General features: G+C 43.0%; 16 protein-coding genes. All 16 read left to right on the top strand.

Annotated elements, in window-relative coordinates; all coding sequences use genetic code 11:
* Window positions 1–156: 156 nt before the first annotated feature.
* Window positions 157–1,491, top strand: coding sequence for a TIGR03013 family XrtA/PEP-CTERM system glycosyltransferase (locus tag ACZ5BH_RS13865; protein WP_464889854.1), 1,335 nt, complete (start codon window positions 157–159; stop codon window positions 1,489–1,491).
* A 23-nt stretch (window positions 1,492–1,514) separates the two neighbouring features.
* The gene (locus ACZ5BH_RS13860) at window positions 1,515–3,104 is read left to right on the top strand and encodes a polysaccharide deacetylase family protein (RefSeq protein ID WP_464889853.1); all 1,590 of its coding nucleotides are present in this window, start codon (window positions 1,515–1,517) and stop codon (window positions 3,102–3,104) included.
* A gap of 304 nt (window positions 3,105–3,408) precedes the next feature.
* The gene (locus tag ACZ5BH_RS13855; RefSeq protein ID WP_464889852.1) at window positions 3,409–4,080 is read left to right on the top strand and encodes an XrtA/PEP-CTERM system exopolysaccharide export protein; all 672 of its coding nucleotides are present in this window, start codon (window positions 3,409–3,411) and stop codon (window positions 4,078–4,080) included.
* Between the two features lie 5 nt (window positions 4,081–4,085).
* Window positions 4,086–5,633, top strand: coding sequence for an XrtA system polysaccharide chain length determinant (locus ACZ5BH_RS13850; protein WP_464889851.1), 1,548 nt, complete (start codon window positions 4,086–4,088; stop codon window positions 5,631–5,633).
* A gap of 9 nt (window positions 5,634–5,642) precedes the next feature.
* Entirely contained in the window at window positions 5,643–6,440 is a 798-nt protein-coding gene (locus ACZ5BH_RS13845; protein ID WP_464889850.1) for a tyrosine-protein kinase family protein, read from the top strand.
* The gene (locus ACZ5BH_RS13840) at window positions 6,437–7,726 is read left to right on the top strand and encodes a hypothetical protein (protein WP_464889849.1); all 1,290 of its coding nucleotides are present in this window, start codon (window positions 6,437–6,439) and stop codon (window positions 7,724–7,726) included. Before ACZ5BH_RS13845 ends, ACZ5BH_RS13840 begins: the two co-directional genes overlap by 4 nt.
* Before the next feature lie 182 nt (window positions 7,727–7,908).
* On the top strand, window positions 7,909–8,853 hold the full coding sequence (locus tag ACZ5BH_RS13835; protein ID WP_464889848.1) for an ExeA family protein: 945 nt from the start codon (window positions 7,909–7,911) through the stop codon (window positions 8,851–8,853).
* A 1-nt stretch (window position 8,854) separates the two neighbouring features.
* Complete coding sequence (locus ACZ5BH_RS13830; protein WP_464889847.1) at window positions 8,855–9,733, top strand: XrtA system polysaccharide deacetylase; 879 nt, start codon at window positions 8,855–8,857, stop codon at window positions 9,731–9,733.
* Entirely contained in the window at window positions 9,730–10,791 is a 1,062-nt protein-coding gene (locus ACZ5BH_RS13825; RefSeq protein ID WP_464889846.1) for a FemAB family XrtA/PEP-CTERM system-associated protein, read from the top strand. The genes ACZ5BH_RS13830 and ACZ5BH_RS13825 overlap by 4 nt, the downstream gene beginning before the upstream one ends.
* 25 nt (window positions 10,792–10,816) lie before the next feature.
* The gene (locus tag ACZ5BH_RS13820) at window positions 10,817–11,971 is read left to right on the top strand and encodes a DegT/DnrJ/EryC1/StrS family aminotransferase (RefSeq protein ID WP_464889845.1); all 1,155 of its coding nucleotides are present in this window, start codon (window positions 10,817–10,819) and stop codon (window positions 11,969–11,971) included.
* A gap of 2 nt (window positions 11,972–11,973) precedes the next feature.
* Window positions 11,974–13,200, top strand: coding sequence for an O-antigen ligase family protein (locus tag ACZ5BH_RS13815; protein WP_464889844.1), 1,227 nt, complete (start codon window positions 11,974–11,976; stop codon window positions 13,198–13,200).
* The gene (locus ACZ5BH_RS13810; protein WP_464889843.1) at window positions 13,187–13,831 is read left to right on the top strand and encodes a polysaccharide deacetylase family protein; all 645 of its coding nucleotides are present in this window, start codon (window positions 13,187–13,189) and stop codon (window positions 13,829–13,831) included. The genes ACZ5BH_RS13815 and ACZ5BH_RS13810 overlap by 14 nt, the downstream gene beginning before the upstream one ends.
* Window positions 13,832–13,923: 92 nt before the next feature.
* Window positions 13,924–15,321, top strand: coding sequence for a lipopolysaccharide biosynthesis protein (locus ACZ5BH_RS13805; protein WP_464889842.1), 1,398 nt, complete (start codon window positions 13,924–13,926; stop codon window positions 15,319–15,321).
* A 6-nt stretch (window positions 15,322–15,327) separates the two neighbouring features.
* Window positions 15,328–16,470, top strand: a complete 1,143-nt coding sequence (locus ACZ5BH_RS13800) for a glycosyltransferase (RefSeq protein WP_464889841.1) — start codon at window positions 15,328–15,330, stop codon at window positions 16,468–16,470.
* Window positions 16,471–16,481: 11 nt separating this feature from the next.
* Window positions 16,482–17,180 (top strand): acyltransferase, encoded by a 699-nt coding sequence (locus tag ACZ5BH_RS13795; RefSeq protein WP_464889840.1) that lies wholly within the window; start codon window positions 16,482–16,484, stop codon window positions 17,178–17,180.
* Window positions 17,177–18,307: a glycosyltransferase gene (locus ACZ5BH_RS13790; protein WP_464889839.1), complete on the top strand. Its 1,131-nt coding sequence runs from the start codon at window positions 17,177–17,179 to the stop codon at window positions 18,305–18,307. Before ACZ5BH_RS13795 ends, ACZ5BH_RS13790 begins: the two co-directional genes overlap by 4 nt.

Here is an 18,307-nt window from a genome sequence, read left to right as displayed (position 1 = left end):
AATCACGTGACCGTTTTCGTCATGCCTGAATCGTGCTCTTGGACGTTTTGTGGTCCGTTTTTGATCATTGTTGCATTTTTAACTTGAAACAAGCCCATCGTAAAAATGATTGCCAAATCAATAAAAACGCCATATCTCATTCTCCTTGGGGTTGAGATGACGATACTGATTGCATCTGTCTATCTGGCGGCGGCAATTCGATTTGAAGGAAATATCGAGGCGTTACAAACAGGGTTTGGTGCAGTCTGGCCCAACGCAGTGGTTTATTCCGTGGTGATTGTGCTTAGCATGTTTTCCATGGGGCTTTACCAGGTGCAGTTGCGCGAAGGGGTGCAAGGGATATTTTACCGCATCGTTGTCGCGTATCTCATGGGTATGCTGTTTTTGTCATTCATTTTTTACATATTTCCCATAGCGTTTTTGGGGCGAGGTGTTTTGCTCATCAGTATGGGGATATCGTTTGCAACGATCTCCTTATTACGTTTCATTATTTATCGAATCAACCCGGACATTTTTAAACGTAGAACGCTTGTGCTGGGGGCGGGAAAAAGAGCAATACCGCTTACACGCATGCGACGTCGCAGCGATCAGGTTGGTTTTAAGTTGGTTGGGTTTGTGCATATGCGTGGCGAGAAAGACGAGATCGACAAAAAACTTATTATAAAGCTTAATAAGCCGCTTATTGATTATGTGAAAAACAATCATATTGATGAGATCGTTGTTGCGATTAATGATCGCAGAAAGGAGTATCCTGTTCACGAGTTACTCGACTGCAAGATGAATGGCGTCAATATCATTGATACGGTGTCATTTTTTGAACGTGAAAGCAGAAAAATCGTTCTTGACGAGGTGTGTCCGGGTTGGTTTTTGCAAAACGATGGATTTCGTAAAAGTAATTTGCAAAGCTATTTGAAACGAGGCTTTGATGTTGTTGTCAGTGGAATAATGTTGTTGATTACATGGCCAATTATGTTGATGACTGTGATAGCCATCAAAGCAGAAGAAGGGTTGAAAGCGCCACTGTTATACCGGCAAATAAGGATTGGGCAGAACGGAAAACCCTTTTATGTGCTTAAATTTCGCAGCATGCGCGTGGATGCGGAAAAAGGAGGACGGCCGCAATGGGCAAAAGAAGGGGATGCTAGGGTTACGCGTATCGGAAAAATTATCCGAAAATTGCGAATAGATGAACTTCCTCAGATATTTAATGTGTTCAGGGGTGATATGAGCTTTGTTGGTCCTAGACCAGAACGGCCAGAATTTGTGGTATCGCTTGGTGAAAAGCTTCCATATTATTCAGAAAGGCATCGAGTCAAGCCCGGCATAACGGGTTGGGCTCAAATTAGCTACCCGTATGGTTCCTCCGAGAAGGACGCTTTTGAAAAGCTTCAATATGATTTGTTCTATGTTAAAAACTACAGCTTGTCGCTAGATTTCATGATCCTGTTGCAAACTGTCGAGGTCGTCTTGTTCGGGAAAGGTGCGCGTTAACAACTAAAAGGATCAAGATTGTCGTGTGGAGAACAGTCATATTTACAGGAGAATTGACCTATTCTGTCCGTAAGGGGATTTCCGAGATCTCGGACTGTTTTCCAGGGATAGAGATAATGGTGGTGCACGAAGAAAAACATGTGGGGTTTGCAAGAAAATTGCAAGTGCAATACAAGCACTTGCAAAAAAACCGGCTGTGGTGGATTGGTTATCAGGTTGGGAAACTTCCAAGTCGATGGAATAGAAAGAAAAAACGAGCATCAAGTGATTCGAATAATCTGCCAGGAAATCGTTATACATTTGAGAGTATTTTCTCGCGGCCCAATATCAGATATTCAAAAGTTTGTGATATTCATTCACCTGCAACAATCGAAAGTGTCAAGGAATTTGAACCGGATCTCGGGGTTTCTTTGGCGGCTCCGATATTGCGTTCTCATTTATTCCAGATTCCAAAACAGGGAACGATTAACCTGCATAAAGGCAAATTGCCACAATACCGAGGTATGCCTCCGGCATTCTGGGAGTTGTGGAATGGTGAAAAGGAAGTAGGTTGTACCATTCATATGGTAAATGAAAAGCTTGACCAAGGAGAGATTGTTCTCTCGACAACAGTTCCTGTGTCCCGTTTTTCAACTCCTGGTGGCATGGTTGTTCGGCTCGACGAGATCGGTGTGCAAATGACCGTCGATGCCATCAGATTGATCATGACAGGGCGCGTAAGTAATCGATCCCAGGAAGGTGAAGGTAAAACCTATACAAGGCCTACTCTAAAGCAACTGAGTTTGCTTTATAAACGGATAGGACACAAAAAAAATTACTCTCTTCTACGTCATTATGGAAAAGAGTTGTTTTTCCAATTGTACCTATTCCCATACAAAGCATTACGTTGTAAATGGGCTTCTCTCACTAACAGTCAGCACATTTCAGTATTATTGTATCACCGAGTTAATGACGACATGCGAGATTCTTTGACGGTGGGGATAGAACAGTTTGATAAACAAATGGAGATGATAAAGGAACGCTATACAACAGTTTCAATCGAAGATGTTATTTCGGGGAATGTTAACCTTTCTGCTCCTAGGCCAATCGTTGCTATAACATTTGATGATGGTTATCTCGATAATTATGAAAATGCAGTACCTATTTTGCTGAAACACCGTATTCCGGCAGCATTTTTTGTGACAACCGGATTGATTGGTTCAGAAAAAGGTTTTAAGCATGACAAGAAAAAATTAGGCTATTTTCTAAAAAACATGACATGGGAACACCTTGTTGAAATGAAAAAACATGGGTTTGTTATCGGGGCGCATACTGTAACACATATCAATTGTGCAAAAGATAACAAGCGGAAAGTCAAAGAAGAAATCAGAGAATCTCTGAATACAATAAAGAGAGAACTTGCTGTCGACAAAGTGATTTTTGCCTACCCATTTGGAAAAAAAGAGGATATCACTGAGGATATCAGGCATTTTGTAAAGGAATGTGGGTTCGTTGGGTGTCTGTCTGCCTATGGAGGAGTAAACAAAAATATCGATCAGTACAATGTCAAGCGTATCGGTATTGATTCGCAGTTTACGTTACGAGCATTGCAAGCACGTATCGAGGGCTTCTGAGCCAGGCGCTCCGTCTGATATTCGATAACCAAAATAGAGCAGAAGCGGCAAGCAATAAATATTCGGGTATTACCATAGCGATAGATAATCCATAGGTATTTCACCTCTCTATCATCAAATCGGTTTCGTATCGTGCCAGATCCGACCCGACCTTGATCTGCATCTCAAAAGTCAACCTCAAAGACACAAAAATAATACGGAAAAAGATAAACTTAAATCATATATTTACCTTGGGATGAGAAGCATATAATCGACTCAACGAACAGGTAAAACACCGTCCTATAACCAAATAGGTATTTACGGTATGACCCTGTCCAAGCCACGTGTTCGAGAGCGCCCAACTGCCATGAAAAGATTACTGATACCAATCCACTACCTTGCCCTTTCGCTCATTCTGTCGGCCTGTGCCACATCGGAAACCCCGGTTGACCGCTCAGAGGATATCGACATTTTCGAGCCAGCACCAATATCTGACTATCATCTTGGTGTCGATGACCTGGTTCAAATTAACGTATGGGGCAACGAAGAGCTTAGTGTAGAAATGCCTGTGCGGCCCGATGGGAAAATCTCTATGCCGTTGATCGGTGATGTCCAAGCCGGAGGACGAACGCCAAAACAAGTTGCTGATGATATTCGTGTCCGTTTGTCTGGGTACATTCGGAATCCGAATGTCACCGTTATTCTGACAGAGTTACGAAGTCACGAATATTTGTCCCGGATTAGGGTCACTGGCGCTGTTAATTCACCGGTATCTTTACCTTATCGCCAAGGAATGACGGTTATAGACGCCATCCTGGCTGCTGGTGGCGTGAATGAATATGCAGCAACTTCTTTAGCGAAACTTTACCGTAAACGCAACGGAAAAACGCATGTCTTGAAAATTGACCTCGACGCGATTCTTGAGGATGGAAAACTGAATACAAATTATGATTTGCAACCGGGTGACATTATAACAGTTCCAGAAAGGTTATTTTAATCGCCATGCAGGGAAATCTTTCAATCATTATTAGGCAGATACTTCAAATTACATTAACACATAAACTGTTTGTCGTAATTATGTTTGTGAGTGTCAATGCTGTTGCGTTATATGCAGGCTACAACTGGCCTAAGAAATTTTCTTCATACACAACGATTTATATTGAAGAAGAGAACATTCTAGGGCCGCTGATGCAGGGAACGGCCGTTCAAACTGATGTTGTTGACCGAGGCAGGATCGCGCGTGAGTTGTTGTATGGAAGGCAGATCCTGATGCAAATCCTGAAGATTGGTGGATGGGATAAGCTTGATCTTTCTCCGTCAGAGCAAGAAAGGCTGATGGATGAGATCAAGAAACGAACAACGATAACAACAGTCGGCCAAAATTTAATCCGAATCAGTTATCAGGATTCGGATCCACAAAGAGCGTATATCCTTACAAAAGGATATGCAGACTTGTTTATCAAGGGGACGTTGGTCGAAAAATCAAAAGAAAGCAAAGGCGCTTTTGACTTTATCGACAAACAAGTGAAAATCTACGAAGCAAAATTGAAGACCTCGGAAGAGGCACTAAAGAACTTCCGCAGGAACAACACTGATTTTCAGGAAGGCGCAGTGCAAGATGTCAACCGCAATATCTCACAATACAGGACACGCTTGGAAGAGTTAAAACAACAGCTTCTTGAGGCAGAGATCAGAAGATCAACTCTTGAATCACAACTGTCTGGTGAAACCGAAACGGCAGCAGGTATCTCACGTGTCGAACAAATTCGGGCAAGAATTGGGCAGCTACAGTCACGTCTGGACACTCTATTGTTGAGTTACCATGAGACATACCCGGATATTATTCAATTAAAAACGCAAATCGCGGAGCTCCGGGAATTGCTCCAAAAAGAGAAGCAAAGACGAATTTTGGAAAAGAGTGCGGCAGAGAAAAGTGGCCATACTTATATCGATGAAAGTATAAGAGCGAATCCGATTTATCAACAATTGCAGGGCGATTTGTATGATACAAAAACACAGATTGCAATGCTGAAGGTCAGGATGAATGAAACACAACGTTTGTTGCAGAAAGAGATAGAGCGGGCAAAACGTATTGCAGAGGCCGAAGCAACATTAAGTGCATTGACTCGTGATTACAATGTCAATCAGGAAGTATATCAGGATTTATTGAGAAGAAGAGAAAACGCTCGGGTTTCCATGAATCTTGATCTTCAACATGAGGGTATGTCGATCAGTATTAGTGAGCCGGCATTTTATCCACATACTCCGACTGGTCCACGATATCTTCATTTTGTTGTGGGTGGAGTGTTTCTCGGGCTTGCAATCCCGATTGGAATTCTCTTCGGATTACAACAAATAATGCCAAAAGTGCTGTCACCGGCAGATTTGAAGGGTCTTACCGACGTCGAAGTGATGGGTGAATTTGTCCACTTCACAACTTATCAGGAAAAACGCCGTAACATGATTGCCAATATTTTCCTGGTCATGATCATGACAGGTGTATTCATCGCAATAGCGGTTGTCTCATTTAATCGGATTCAGAATGGATAACAAAAGTAAATGAAGAGCAAGTTGGAAAAAGCACTGGAGAAAGCAAGGAAAAGGCCGTTGGTTGCGGCTCACGAACTTTCTTCACGGATGTTTCCTGATAGTCAGGGGCATACGGGTGGTTTGTCTTTATATAAGGAAGAGACTACAGTCCCAGCGGAAATTCTGCATGAGTTGAAGATAATACACGGAGATACTGAAAAGAGCATTATATTAAATGAATTTCGTGCACTACGGACGACTGTTTTGCAAAAACTGCAGAAAACGAATGTTTCTCTCCTTGTGTTTTCTCTCCGTCAGGGTGGTGGTGCGAGCTATACAGCGATTAATCTGGCTTCTTCAATATCGCTCGAATATGACAAGACTGCTTTAATAGTGAGTTGCGATATATATCATCCTCCAGCTTATGAAACGTTGATAGAAAGTGAGAAAAAAAAAGGTTTGGTCGAGTTTCTCACTGGCAGTGCGCCGATAGATGAAATTATCTATCGAAGTGGAATTCGGTGGTTGCGCATCATTCCGTCTGGATTGCCAGATACATCGTTCACCGATTATTTTACATCAAACAGATTGCATCATTTCTTTTCAGAGATTCAATCGAGATATGATGATCGGATCGTTATTATTGACGGGCCATCAGCCGAAAATGTCGCTGATTTGAAACAAATTGCGAATAATGTTGATGCGGCAATCCTGGTTGTCCCATATGGTGGATGTTCTGTCGATGAGATTGCGGATGCGTGTCAGATTATTGATGGGAACAAATTGCTGGGAATCACGATAAACAATATCCCGGATTTGCCAATATGAAAAATGACATTGGTAAAAAAATCAGTTATGGGATTCTGTTGTGGTGTATGTGTCTTGGGCAGGGTGTGGCGTTAAATATCTCATTTGACGCGAGGGTCGGGGTCGAATGGAGTGACAACATTACACGAGTAGAAGAAAATAATATTCAACAGGTTACCACCGTATATGATATATCCGGAACGCTTAATCACCAGGCAAGAAGATACTCACTCAATCTGCGGCCAAGTATCATCTTCCGCGATTATCAAGGTGATCGATTTACTGATCAGACTTTTACCATGCTCGACGGTTCGCTTTTGTTCAGGGTTAGACCGGGAACGTTCGATTGGAGTTTCGAGAATTTTCTAACTCAGACTTTAGTGGATCAACTGGCGGTTCCAACACCTTTCGGTCTTCAGGATACAAATGTCTTTTTTACTGGTCCCGATATGCGTCTCAATCTCGGGCATGCAAAAACAATAACTGTCTCAGTTCGCTATGCGAATTTTTACTATTCGAACACCGATACGGACAATGACCGTATTGGTATGCGAATTAGGCTCGAAAATAATACTGGACCTGTTACTTCACACGGCATAAGTATTGATGCCGCAGCGATTCGTTATGAGAATACTTTTGTTAACGAAAACTACAAAAGAGATGATGTTTATTACATATACAATAGAAGAGGGGGGCGAGCGTCATCTGTAATACAGTTAGGGTTTACTCGCATATCTCCACAGCAGCAGACAGATTTCCAGGATTATATGGGGTTGCTTAGGTTGTCATATGAGATAAATCGTCACTCTGATGTCGAGTTCGAGATTCATTCATGGTTTACTGATACAAGCAGAAATTTTCTGGAAAGTCGCGCTTATAATGAAGGTATTCGGCGTTTCTCGTCGGCCATCAGTGGCTACGTATTTCGAGAAGATTATAGCTACCTGAGATACCGATGGAATGGAGATTATTTGAGGTATGAGTTGGAAATGTCTGGTGGGCTACAAGATTACATGGGGAGAGACGATTATCTGGACAGGAAACTTGGTGCTGTCTATGCAAGCGCAACAAAAGATCTAACACGACGAGTCAATATGACTCTCCGGGGGCATTTCGTCAGAGCAAATTATTTTAACCAGGATATCATAAACACTGACAGATATATTACGCTCGGCCTTGGTTATCGAATAAGGCGTAATATCTTTTTAAATCTCAATTATTCCAATAATTCAAGGAATGTTGAAAACCAAAGAGACGGTTATGAAGAAAATGTTGTTTATCTGAATTTAGCATATCTGAGGCATTGATTATCAGTGCTTCAAAGGTCGATGGCTTTAAAATTGCTGTTTCCTGTTTTGTTGCGTCAGGACTCTTTGCAGGCTAATCCTGGCATGTTTCGAGTATTGCGGTTTGTGAGTTCCCGGTTTCTCTTGCAACATCTTCGTGCTGACTACTCAGATATTAAATTCTTTCGAGACGGCTAACAACCATGTATCAGAGACATTTTGGTTTGAGAATGGAGCCGTTCAGGCTGGTCCCTGATCCTGGCTTTTTATATCTGAGTAACAAGCACGCAAAGGCAAAGACATATCTTGATTTTGCCATTTGGAATCGAGATGGTTTTGTTGTTATTACTGGCGAGATTGGTTCTGGAAAGACCACTATACTGAATTCGGTTCTTAAGGACCTGGATGAAAATATCGTCGTTTGCAAGATTCATCAAACACTTCTGACAGAAAGTCAACTTATCAAAACTGTATTGAGCGAGTTGCATGTCAGTGATCCGGGTGCTGACAAGGTCCACCTTCTCAAGTCATTGACCACTGTGCTTTTGGAATATCATCGACATAGGAGAAAGGTGATCCTGGTTATAGATGAAGCGCAAAATCTCGGCGTAAAGGCATTGGAAGAGATCCGGCTATTGTCAGAACTTGAAGAAAATTATGAACGATTGTTGAATATCATCCTTGTTGGGCAGCCTGAACTAAAAAAACTTTTAGACTCGGCTGAGCTTGAGCAATTAGCACAACGAATTCGATTACGGTTTCACCTTCGTGCATTGTCTGAACAGGAAACTGCAGATTATATAGGCGCACGTCTAGAGATTGCCGGTCTTCCGAATCAGAAGATTATCCCTTCAGAATTGATGCCATTGATTTATCGCTATACCGGCGGCATTCCCAGGCTTATAAATATATTGTGCGATACCGCGCTTGTTATTGCATATGCCGAAAACGAACAATCCGTCACCATGGATATACTGAGGGAAGCGATTCGGGAATTGCAGTGGGTAACCTTCAAGAGAAGAAAAGCAAAAGTTCGCGATTTCTCGATGTCGCGAAAAAAACGCACTTCAAGGAATCAGACAATTCCGACCATGATTGATGAGTTGCCTCTCGATATCGATTTAGCGAATCCGGAAAATAAAAAGTAAAATGCATACAAACGCCTTGACTATAGATGTGGAAGACTTTTTTCATGTTTCTGCTTTCAGCAAAACCATCAGTCGAGTCGACTGGGAAACATTCGAATCACGTGTGGAGAATAATACACATAAAATATTGGCTCTGCTTTCAGAAAAGGGCGTAAAGGGAACATTCTTTGTATTGGGATGGGTTGCGGAAAAACATCCTGGCCTTGTTAAAGAGATAGATTTGCAGGGGCATGAGATCGCCAGTCATGGGTATAGTCATCAGCTTATATATAATCAAAGCAAAAATGAGTTTTATGAAGAGACAAAATATGCAAAAGAATTGCTTGAAGATCTAATCGGGAAACCGGTTAAAGGCTATCGCGCGGCAAGTTATTCGATCACGCGGCGATCGCTGTGGGCGCTGGAAATATTGCATGAATTGGGGTTTGAATATGATTCGAGTATATTTCCTGTAATTCATGATAGATACGGGATTTCTCACAGTCCCAGGCAACCTTACCAAATCAAAATACAGGATGGACAATTTCTTAAAGAATTCCCGCTTTCGACCACAAGGATTTTGGGGATGACGCTGCCTATCTCCGGTGGAGGTTATTTCAGGTTGTACCCATACTTTCTCACTGAGAAATTAATATGCAAGCAGATCAAACAAAATCATGCTTATGTATTTTATATTCACCCTTGGGAACTCGATCCTGATCAACCGCGAGTCAATGCAGATTTTCTCTCACGATTTCGACACTACAATAATCTGAGCGTTTGCTTGTCGCGATTTGAAAAGCTTTTAGACAAAATCGAATTTACAACAATGGAAAAGGTCCTGACACGTTGTGCCAGTCTGCAGGATATCTCTATGGACGATCTCGCGAGGCAGACATGACGATGAACAGGGATATTGAGGTCAAAAAGTTGACCGAAATTTCGAACGGAATTTCTTGTCAAATTCGAAGATACATTCAGAATTTACCTGCTGCCTCAATATATCATCTCCCCGACTGGTGTGATATTGCCAAGAATGTGTTTGGTAAGAATTATTTTTATTATCTCGCCATGAACAAAAAGGGAGACATATGCGGGGTGCTGCCTTTGATTCACATGAAAAGTCGCCTGTTTGGCGACTACTGTGTCTCGATGCCGTATTTCAATTATGGAAGTGCGGTTGCCGATAGTGCGGAAATTGAACAGTTGCTGATCGGACAGGCAATAAATGATATTGAGAATACGAACTCGTCAACTCACATAGAATTTCGAGATACCAGGATCAGGTCAAGCACTATGCCTGTCAGAACAGACAAAGTTGCGATGTTGTTGGATTTGCCCGACTCGGTATCACAGCTGAGAAAAGGATTTGGTACCAAAATTCGCGCACAAATCAAGAGACCCGTCCGAGAAGGGGCGTATTGTGAGATCGGCGGAATAGATTTGCTGTCCGATTTCTATAAGGTATTTTCAAGAAACATGCGTGACTTGGGTACGCCAGTCTATCCTATTACGTTCTTTTCAGAGATACTGAACAAATTCCCTGATAATTCATTTTTGGTCAATGTATACATTCGCAACACGCCCGTGGCCGCCGGTTTCCTTGTTCAATTCCGCAAAACGATGGAAATCCCCTGGGCGTCAACGGTTAAAGAATTTAATCGCTATGGAGTCAATATGTTCATGTATTCTTCAGTTCTTGAGTTTGCGATTGAACGCGATTGTTCCAGATTCGATTTTGGACGTTCATCGAAAGATAGCGGGACCTATCGCTTCAAAAAGCAGTGGGGTGCGGAAGAAAAACAACTCTATTGGCACTATTGGTTACAGGATGGCGGAGATATTCCCATGTTGAACCCTAATAACAAAAAATACAGATTATTGATTGATGCCTGGAAAAAATTGCCATTGCCCTTGGCCAACATTATTGGGCCGCATATTGTCAAACACTTGCCATAGTGGTTCTGGAATTCCTGACCTTAAAATGCCTGCAGCCTATTCGCCAGTAGGGATGCGCCATGGATATTTTAACATTGCCAAATCCCTGTTTGTTATAGAGGAGAAGGACGTCCCCGTTTTCAGTAGGAATGAGATCGAACACTTTTTGCTTGGCTCAGGGAAAAGTGCGCTTCTGTTGTCTTTGAGTGCCATGCATGAGACCTGTAAACACAAGGATGAGGTGATAATTCCTGCATACACATGTTATTCCGTTGCGGCTGCAGTAAAAGCAGCAGGTCTGAAAATACGGTTGGTTGATATCGATATATCCAACTTGAATTATCTTCCCGAGAAATTGCACATGGCCATGGGAAGAAAAACACTTGCCGTTGTTTTTACAAGTTTTTTTGCATTACCGATACAAAGGTGTTTAATTGATCTGGTTGCAAGTAATAAGTCTGGGCGATCTTATATAATCGTTGATTCAGCGCAATCATATTTTTGTGACGAGGACAAATACAAGGCGGATTCCTATGTGTTCAGTCTAGGTCGAGGAAAACCATTAAACGCCGAGGGGGGAGGTGTTCTCGGGGTTTCCGATTCAAGAATAAAAAATATTATTCATGCTAAATATAGCAATCTGCCTCTTGTTGGAAAAATTCCGTCTGTAAAACTGGCGATCAAAGCGGTTTTGAACGATCTATTTCTATATCCGCGTCTGTACTGGATCCCGGCGCATATCAAGATGTTAAAGTTGGGGGTTAGCATATTTCCGAAAGAAATCACTTTGGAAAAAATGTCGCGATCTCAGAAAAATCTTTTATATCTCATGGAGGAAAAATTGTTTGAGATAAAAAAACACAGGCAGAAACGCGCATCCGTCTATAACAACCATTTTAAAGGAAAAACACAACTGGTTGTGCCAAAACGATTTTTCCCGGCGCGATACCCGATTTACCTTGATGGAGGAAAAATCGATGAAGCCACAGAACAGAGCCTGAAACAATATGGTGTTGCAAGGATGTATCCGAAAGACATTTCAAATCTGGATGAAGTGCGAGGGTGCTGTGTGAATATCCGGGACGGTTTTTCTAACAGCGAGTGGATTGCAAGGCATCTCTATACATTGCCTGTACACGAATACGTGACGAAACATGTCCAGGATTCTGTTATCCGGCTCGTGTCACCGTATCTGATTTGAAGATGAGTATTCCGATAAGGAATCATCTTGTCGCATTTTATCTGTTTGTTACGGTGGGGCGTGTCCATGAGCTGATATCACAATTCCAGAGCCTTCCTTTTGGTAAGATAAGCTTGTTGTTGGCCCTGGCGGGCGTTCTGGTTGGCGGGAGGGATAGTAAATACGTTGCGCCAAAGAGTGGGATTATCAGTTTGTTGTGGATGCTATTGCTATTGGCGTTGGCAAGTGTTTTTGTCTCTGTGTGGAAAACCCAGAGCATTCATGAAATCAAAGGAACCGTGCTGACGCTTTTTTTTATAGTGTATTTTATTTACGTTTGTTGCCGGCGACTTGAAGATGTGAGCTACTTTATCAATGTGCTGGTGGCTATCGCTGTTTTGTTATCCATATCTGCGCTCCAGGTCAAGGGAGAGGACCGGGTATCCGTAAGTAACATGTATGATCCAAATGATCTTGCGCTTGTAATTACGACTATTTTGCCGCTGGCAATGGTCAAGGCTCTGTCGGTTAAAGGAATAAAGAGAGCATTTTTCGTCGGGATTAGCCTGTTGATGATATTTGCCATCGTTTTGACGGGTTCAAGAGGCGGGTTTATTGGAATGGTGGGAGTTGTTGCATATGTACTGTTTTCCAGGATGCCTGACAAGGAAGGCCAATTGCAGGTTCGCTTTCGGTTGTCAAAAGTGTTTGTCATTCTTGTCGTCTCTGTGCTGGTTCTGATGTTTTCGCCGCCAAATTACTGGGAGAGAGTTGAGTCAATTTTTAACCCGGAGCAGGATTACAATGTATCGTCCCCGCGAGGGAGAATTACATTGTGGAAACAAGGGCTCGAAATCATTGTGAGCAGGCCTTATGGTGTTGGTATTGGTGCCTATCCGGCAGCACAAGGCATGTTGATGGGGGGGTTCTATCAAACGGTACACAACTCCCTGCTTTTGATTGGTGCAGAGTTGGGCCTATTGGGTTTGATTCTGTACCTTTTGCTGTTCAAGTTCGCGTTCGGATATCTAACAGATTTGCGTGATATGACCAGAACCCGTGATGTTACGCTTATGAATCGCATTACCTACTTTTCTCTGTCGTTCAAAGCTTCTCTGGTGGGTTTTTTTCTGTCCAGCTTTTTTCTTTCTCAATCTTATTCGCCAGTGCTCTACGCGCTATTGGCTTTGATAAATGGTTTTTACATAATTTCATACCGGTATCGGAACGAGAAGAATGCATCTAATTAAACAAAAATTGATTTTTATTCTAAACCGGCTATTGAGCCGCAGATATATCATATGGAAAAACGTCAATGCTGATGACAGTGAAATCTGTTTGACGTTTGACGATGGTCCATCCAGGTATACCGAAAGAATACTCAATGTTCTTGATTCCAATAATGTTAAGGCCATATTTTTTCTTGTCGGAAAGAACATCAAGAAAGAGTTTTCCCTCGCAGAAAGTATTCTGATGCGTGGGCATATGATTGGCATGCATGGATACCATCACAAAGATATGACCAGCATGACGATTCGAGAATTTGTCAATGATCTGAACATGTCAGAGCTTATATTCAGAGATCTTTGCGGCGAAATGGTGAAGATTTACCGGCCACCCTATGGACGGATTTCGTTGTTGAAGTTGATGATTTTGTGGCTCAAGGGATACAAGGTAGTCATGTGGAGCAAAGATATCAAGGATTATAAATCAGATAGTGACGAGATTCAGTTGAAAAAGATGAATAATGTGAGTGTTGATGGCGGTGATATATTTCTCTTTCACGATACCAGTCGTATTACATCGCGCACTCTCGATGACTTTATCAAGATGCTTCAAAAAAGATCTATTTCCATCGCCTGTACTGGGTTTGTTGAATAATGGGTGGTGGCGAATTTTCATTAAAGCGAATATTTACCCAGTCGGTCATATACTGGGTTGGGATCATATTATCGAAGATTATCGGATTTGCCATGATCCCATTCTATTCGCACTATTTGAAACCTGTGGAATATGGGGTTCTTGAGCTTGTTAGCTTGTCTGTGGATGTTGCATCGCTACTTGTCGGTTTTCAGTTAGTTAGTGCTGTTGCGAAATTCTATGACGAGAAGAGTGATGAGAGGGAGAAGAATGGTGTAGTCAGCACAGCATTGATTATCTCTATCGTGATGGCTTCCGCCATCATGGGAGGGTTGTCATTTCAGGGAGGGGCGGTCTCGCAAATCATTTTTCAGAACGGCAGCTATGCGTTGTTGTTCCAATATATGTTCCTATCAGCAATGTTTTCAATCATTAATGAGATAGGGCTGGTTTATCTTCGTATAAAAGACAGGAGCATGCGATATGTCTCTATAACGCTGATCCAGCTCGTGGTTCAGGTTTCTTTGACTGTGTATTTTGTTGCTTTTGCTGAAATGTCAGTCTTGGGTGTAATTCTTGCTGGAGCAATTGCGAGTGGGGCGGTATTCGTCTATGTCACCATTTCGACTCTTTCGGCCACGGGGATTTATTTCCACGTACCAATCGCCAAAGACATGTTCAGGTACAGTTTACCGTTGGTTCCGGCGCTTTTGGGCATGTTCATAATGCACAATGCCGATCGGTATATTTTGAAGGAGACAACCAGTGTCGCTCAGGTCGGAATATATTCTCTGGCATATAAATTTGGAATACTTCTGAACACACTAATGATATATCCATTTAACCTGGTGTGGGGGGCCAAGATGTTTGAGGCATACCGCCAGGAAAATCGGGCCGAGATTCTGAATAACACACTTAGATGGTTTTCTTTTTTTGTTGCAACAATGGCCATGTTTATTGGGGTATTTGTCTATGAGGTGATTTCCATCTTGACGCCGCCAGCATATCATTTGGCAGCAAATGTCGTTCCGATAATACTTCTGGCGTACGTGTTTAATGGTGCCTCTCGGGTCTTGTATACGCCTTTGTATGCTGAAAAAAGAACCCGAATAGTTGGGCTGATGGTTCTTGTCAGTGCTGTTTTTTCTGTTGTTGTCACCATACCACTTTCGATGATAGTAGGTATTTATGGCGCAGCGATTGGTACTGTGATTGCATTCGCAATGCTTGCCGTGTTGGGTGGGTATTGGAGTCACCGACTGACCGGGATGCGCTGGGATATATACCCGCTTGCAAAGCTGTTTCTCGTGTTGCTGGTTATTATGGCGTTTGGTAGACAAATTGACAGTGGAAGCATTGCGGTTGATCTTTTTGCCAAGGTGATGGTCGTTGTATTGTATTTTTTATTGATATTCAAGATGAGATTTTTTTATCCCGATGAAATCGCACAATGGAAGTCGATATCTTTCTCTGGCCTCAGAATGTTACGTTCATGCATCCAAAAGGATTAAGACCTGATGTTGATCTTGTTTGTGTTATGCTTGTGTTTGATTTACCCATATACTGTATATCCTGTTGTTTTGTGGCATTTAAGTCGATCAAAATCAGTCGAAGCCGATTCTTCAGATGCAGATCGTTTGCCTTCAGTGGCAGTCGTGATTAGCGTATACAACGGCGAAGATTATATTGGAAAAAAACTTGATAACTTGTTGTCTCAAAATGGATTCGATCAAGACTGCTCCATTTATGTCGTGTCCGATGGGTCAACCGATGAGACAGAAGAAATCGTCGAGCGCTATCATCACGATCAAGTTTACTTGATCAAAACCGGTGGCAGGGTTGGGAAAACTCGAGCTGAAAACATGGCTCTTGACCGGATTGAAACCGATATCGTGTTGTTTACCGATGCGTCGACAATTTTTGAAAAAAATGTCTTGAACAATTTGAGGAGGTGCCTGGCTCACCCGTATGTGGGTTGTGTAAGTACAGTAGACAAGATCTACGGGGATGATCCAACGTTGACGGGGCAGGAGGGGCTCTATGTTCGTTATGAGATGCTGCTCAGGAAACTGGAGTCAGATCTTGGTATTTTGGTCGGTGCCAGCGGAAGTGGTTATGCGTGCAAGCGGGAGTTGGCCAAGAATATTCCCGCACAGTTGACAAGGGACATGTTTACACCGTTGTTCGCCAGACAGAGAGGGCTGCTTTCTCTGTCTGATGCAGACTCGATCTGCTATGTCAAGACACAGCCCAATCCAGCAAATGAATATGTCCGAAAAGTCAGAACCATAATCGGAGGATATGATACGTTGTGGGAGATGAAGGGATTAATGAATCCGCTCAAGTATGGCCTTTTTGCTTTTGCCCTGGTTAGCCACAAACTGTTACGGTGGTTGGGTGGGGTTTTTCTCATCGGTATTGTTGTAACTACCGCGATTTTGGGATTCGAAGAAAACAATTGGCTGTTTAAAGGTGTTTTCGTAATTGAGGTGTTATTTCTTGTCCTTTCAATATCGAAGTACCTTGGTTGGTCAAAAATAAACAACCGTTACCTCAACTCTCTATATTACTTTGTTCTTGCAAACGTTGCTGCGCTTCATGCTCTTTACAATAGCCTTGCGGGAAAATCCGTCGTTACATGGGAGCCAACAAAGAGGTAGCGGGAATAACCATGTTGCAACATATCAAAAAAAAATTGAGGCAAAGGGAGACGTATCTTTGGCAATTAACTTACCAATTTCTGAAAAAGTTGCAAAGATTGAACTCCCCCGTCATAAGGCCTATGCATGCCATGTTACGGCATGAGCGAATGGCCAGGCATGCGCTTTGGGGGGGGGTGCTCGAGTTTTTATATTATGTACCTGTTTTCAAGACGTACTGTTCTCGGTGCGGAAACAATCTCAAGATTTACGGTGGAATGCCGCAGGTTGATAGTCTTGTGGAGATGGAGATCGGGGATAACGTTACCTTGCATGCGGCATTGACAATTGTGGCCGGGTGCTTGTACGAGAAGCCTGTATTCAAGGTTGGAAATAATACACATTTGGGGTATCAGGTAACGATCAGCATTGGTGAAAAGGTCATCATTGGAGATAATGTTCTCATTTCCAATCTTGTCAATATACTTTCATATGACGGGCACCCGGTCGATCCTCAAGCCCGTTTGCTAGGCATGCCGCCCGAAAAAACAGGAAATGATTCCATAGTTATTGAAGACAATGTCTGGATCGGTGTCAACTGCACAATATTGAAGGGTGTAACCATCGGCAGAAATTCGGTCGTGGCGGCTGGCTCCATCGTTACAAGCTCTGTCCCAGAAAATTGTGTTGTCGCCGGAAATCCGGCGAAAATCATTCGGTCTGGTATATGAGCAGTCGCAAGCCGCGCGTTTTTATTGTTATCGACTCGGTCAAGCTTGGTGGGCCAGGCAAGGGTTTGCTGCAATATCTCGAAAGGGTTCGTGGAGACATCGATTATGTGATCGTCAATTTCACGCAGGGCGATAGTGATCGGTTTGAATTTGTCGAGATTGCTCGCAATCGCGGCCACAGAGTCGAGTTGATCGAGGAAAGGCATCGGTTCAACCCCCTTACGCTCGCAAGGGCATTGAGAATGTTCCGTGAAGGAGGGTACAACATCATTCAAAGTCACGGCTACAAAGGCCATGTCATCGCCTTGTTCATTTCCCGCCTTACCGGGTGCAAATGGCTTGCCATGGCACATGGGTGGACCAGGGAAAACCTGAAGATCCGCGCATACAATCTCCTTGAGCGGTGGTTGCTCAAGTTTCCGGATTATGCGGTCGCTGTTTCACCGTCACTTTATTCCACGCTCGAAAGTCAACGAAGCAAGAACAGGAAACTGCAGCTGGTTCTCAATGCTGTTGACGAAAAAGAGATTCCATTCTCATCGGTTAGGCATGACGTTCGTGAACGATACCGCCTTTCGAATGATGATTTTGTGATTGGAGTATTTGGGCGTTTCAGTCCAGAGAAGGGCCACGAAAACATACTATATGCCTTGTCAAGGTTGACTGAACAATATCCGGGGATCCGATTGCTGCTGGTTGGGGAAGGTCAGGAGCGCGAGAGATTGCATAATATTGTTCTGGACAAAGGCCTTGAAAATCACATCATATTTTGCGGTTATCAGCAACTTGTCGGTGATTATTACGCGTCTGTCGATCTGGTGGTTCTGCCTTCGTTGAGTGAAGGCTTGCCAAACGTGGTTTTAGAGGCGATGGTGCTGGGTAAGCCGGTGCTCGCAACAAAGGTTGGCGGAGTCTCGGAAATCATTGAGCATGACGTGAACGGGTGGTTGGTTGAAGCGGGATCGGTCACAGAGCTGGAGCGGGCTCTGCGACGATTGTTGGATGACAGGAGCGCTTTTGAACGCGTAAAGAAAAACACAAAACCCAGCCTGATGCCAAAGTTCTGTCCCGATGCGCGCGCACAAACCATACTGACAATATATCACGATTTGCTCGCCCACGGTTAG

It is taken from the genome of Thioprofundum lithotrophicum (assembly GCF_055387065.1).
Note: the sequence above shows the minus strand (reverse complement) of the source record. Positions and strands in the feature narration are given on the sequence as shown.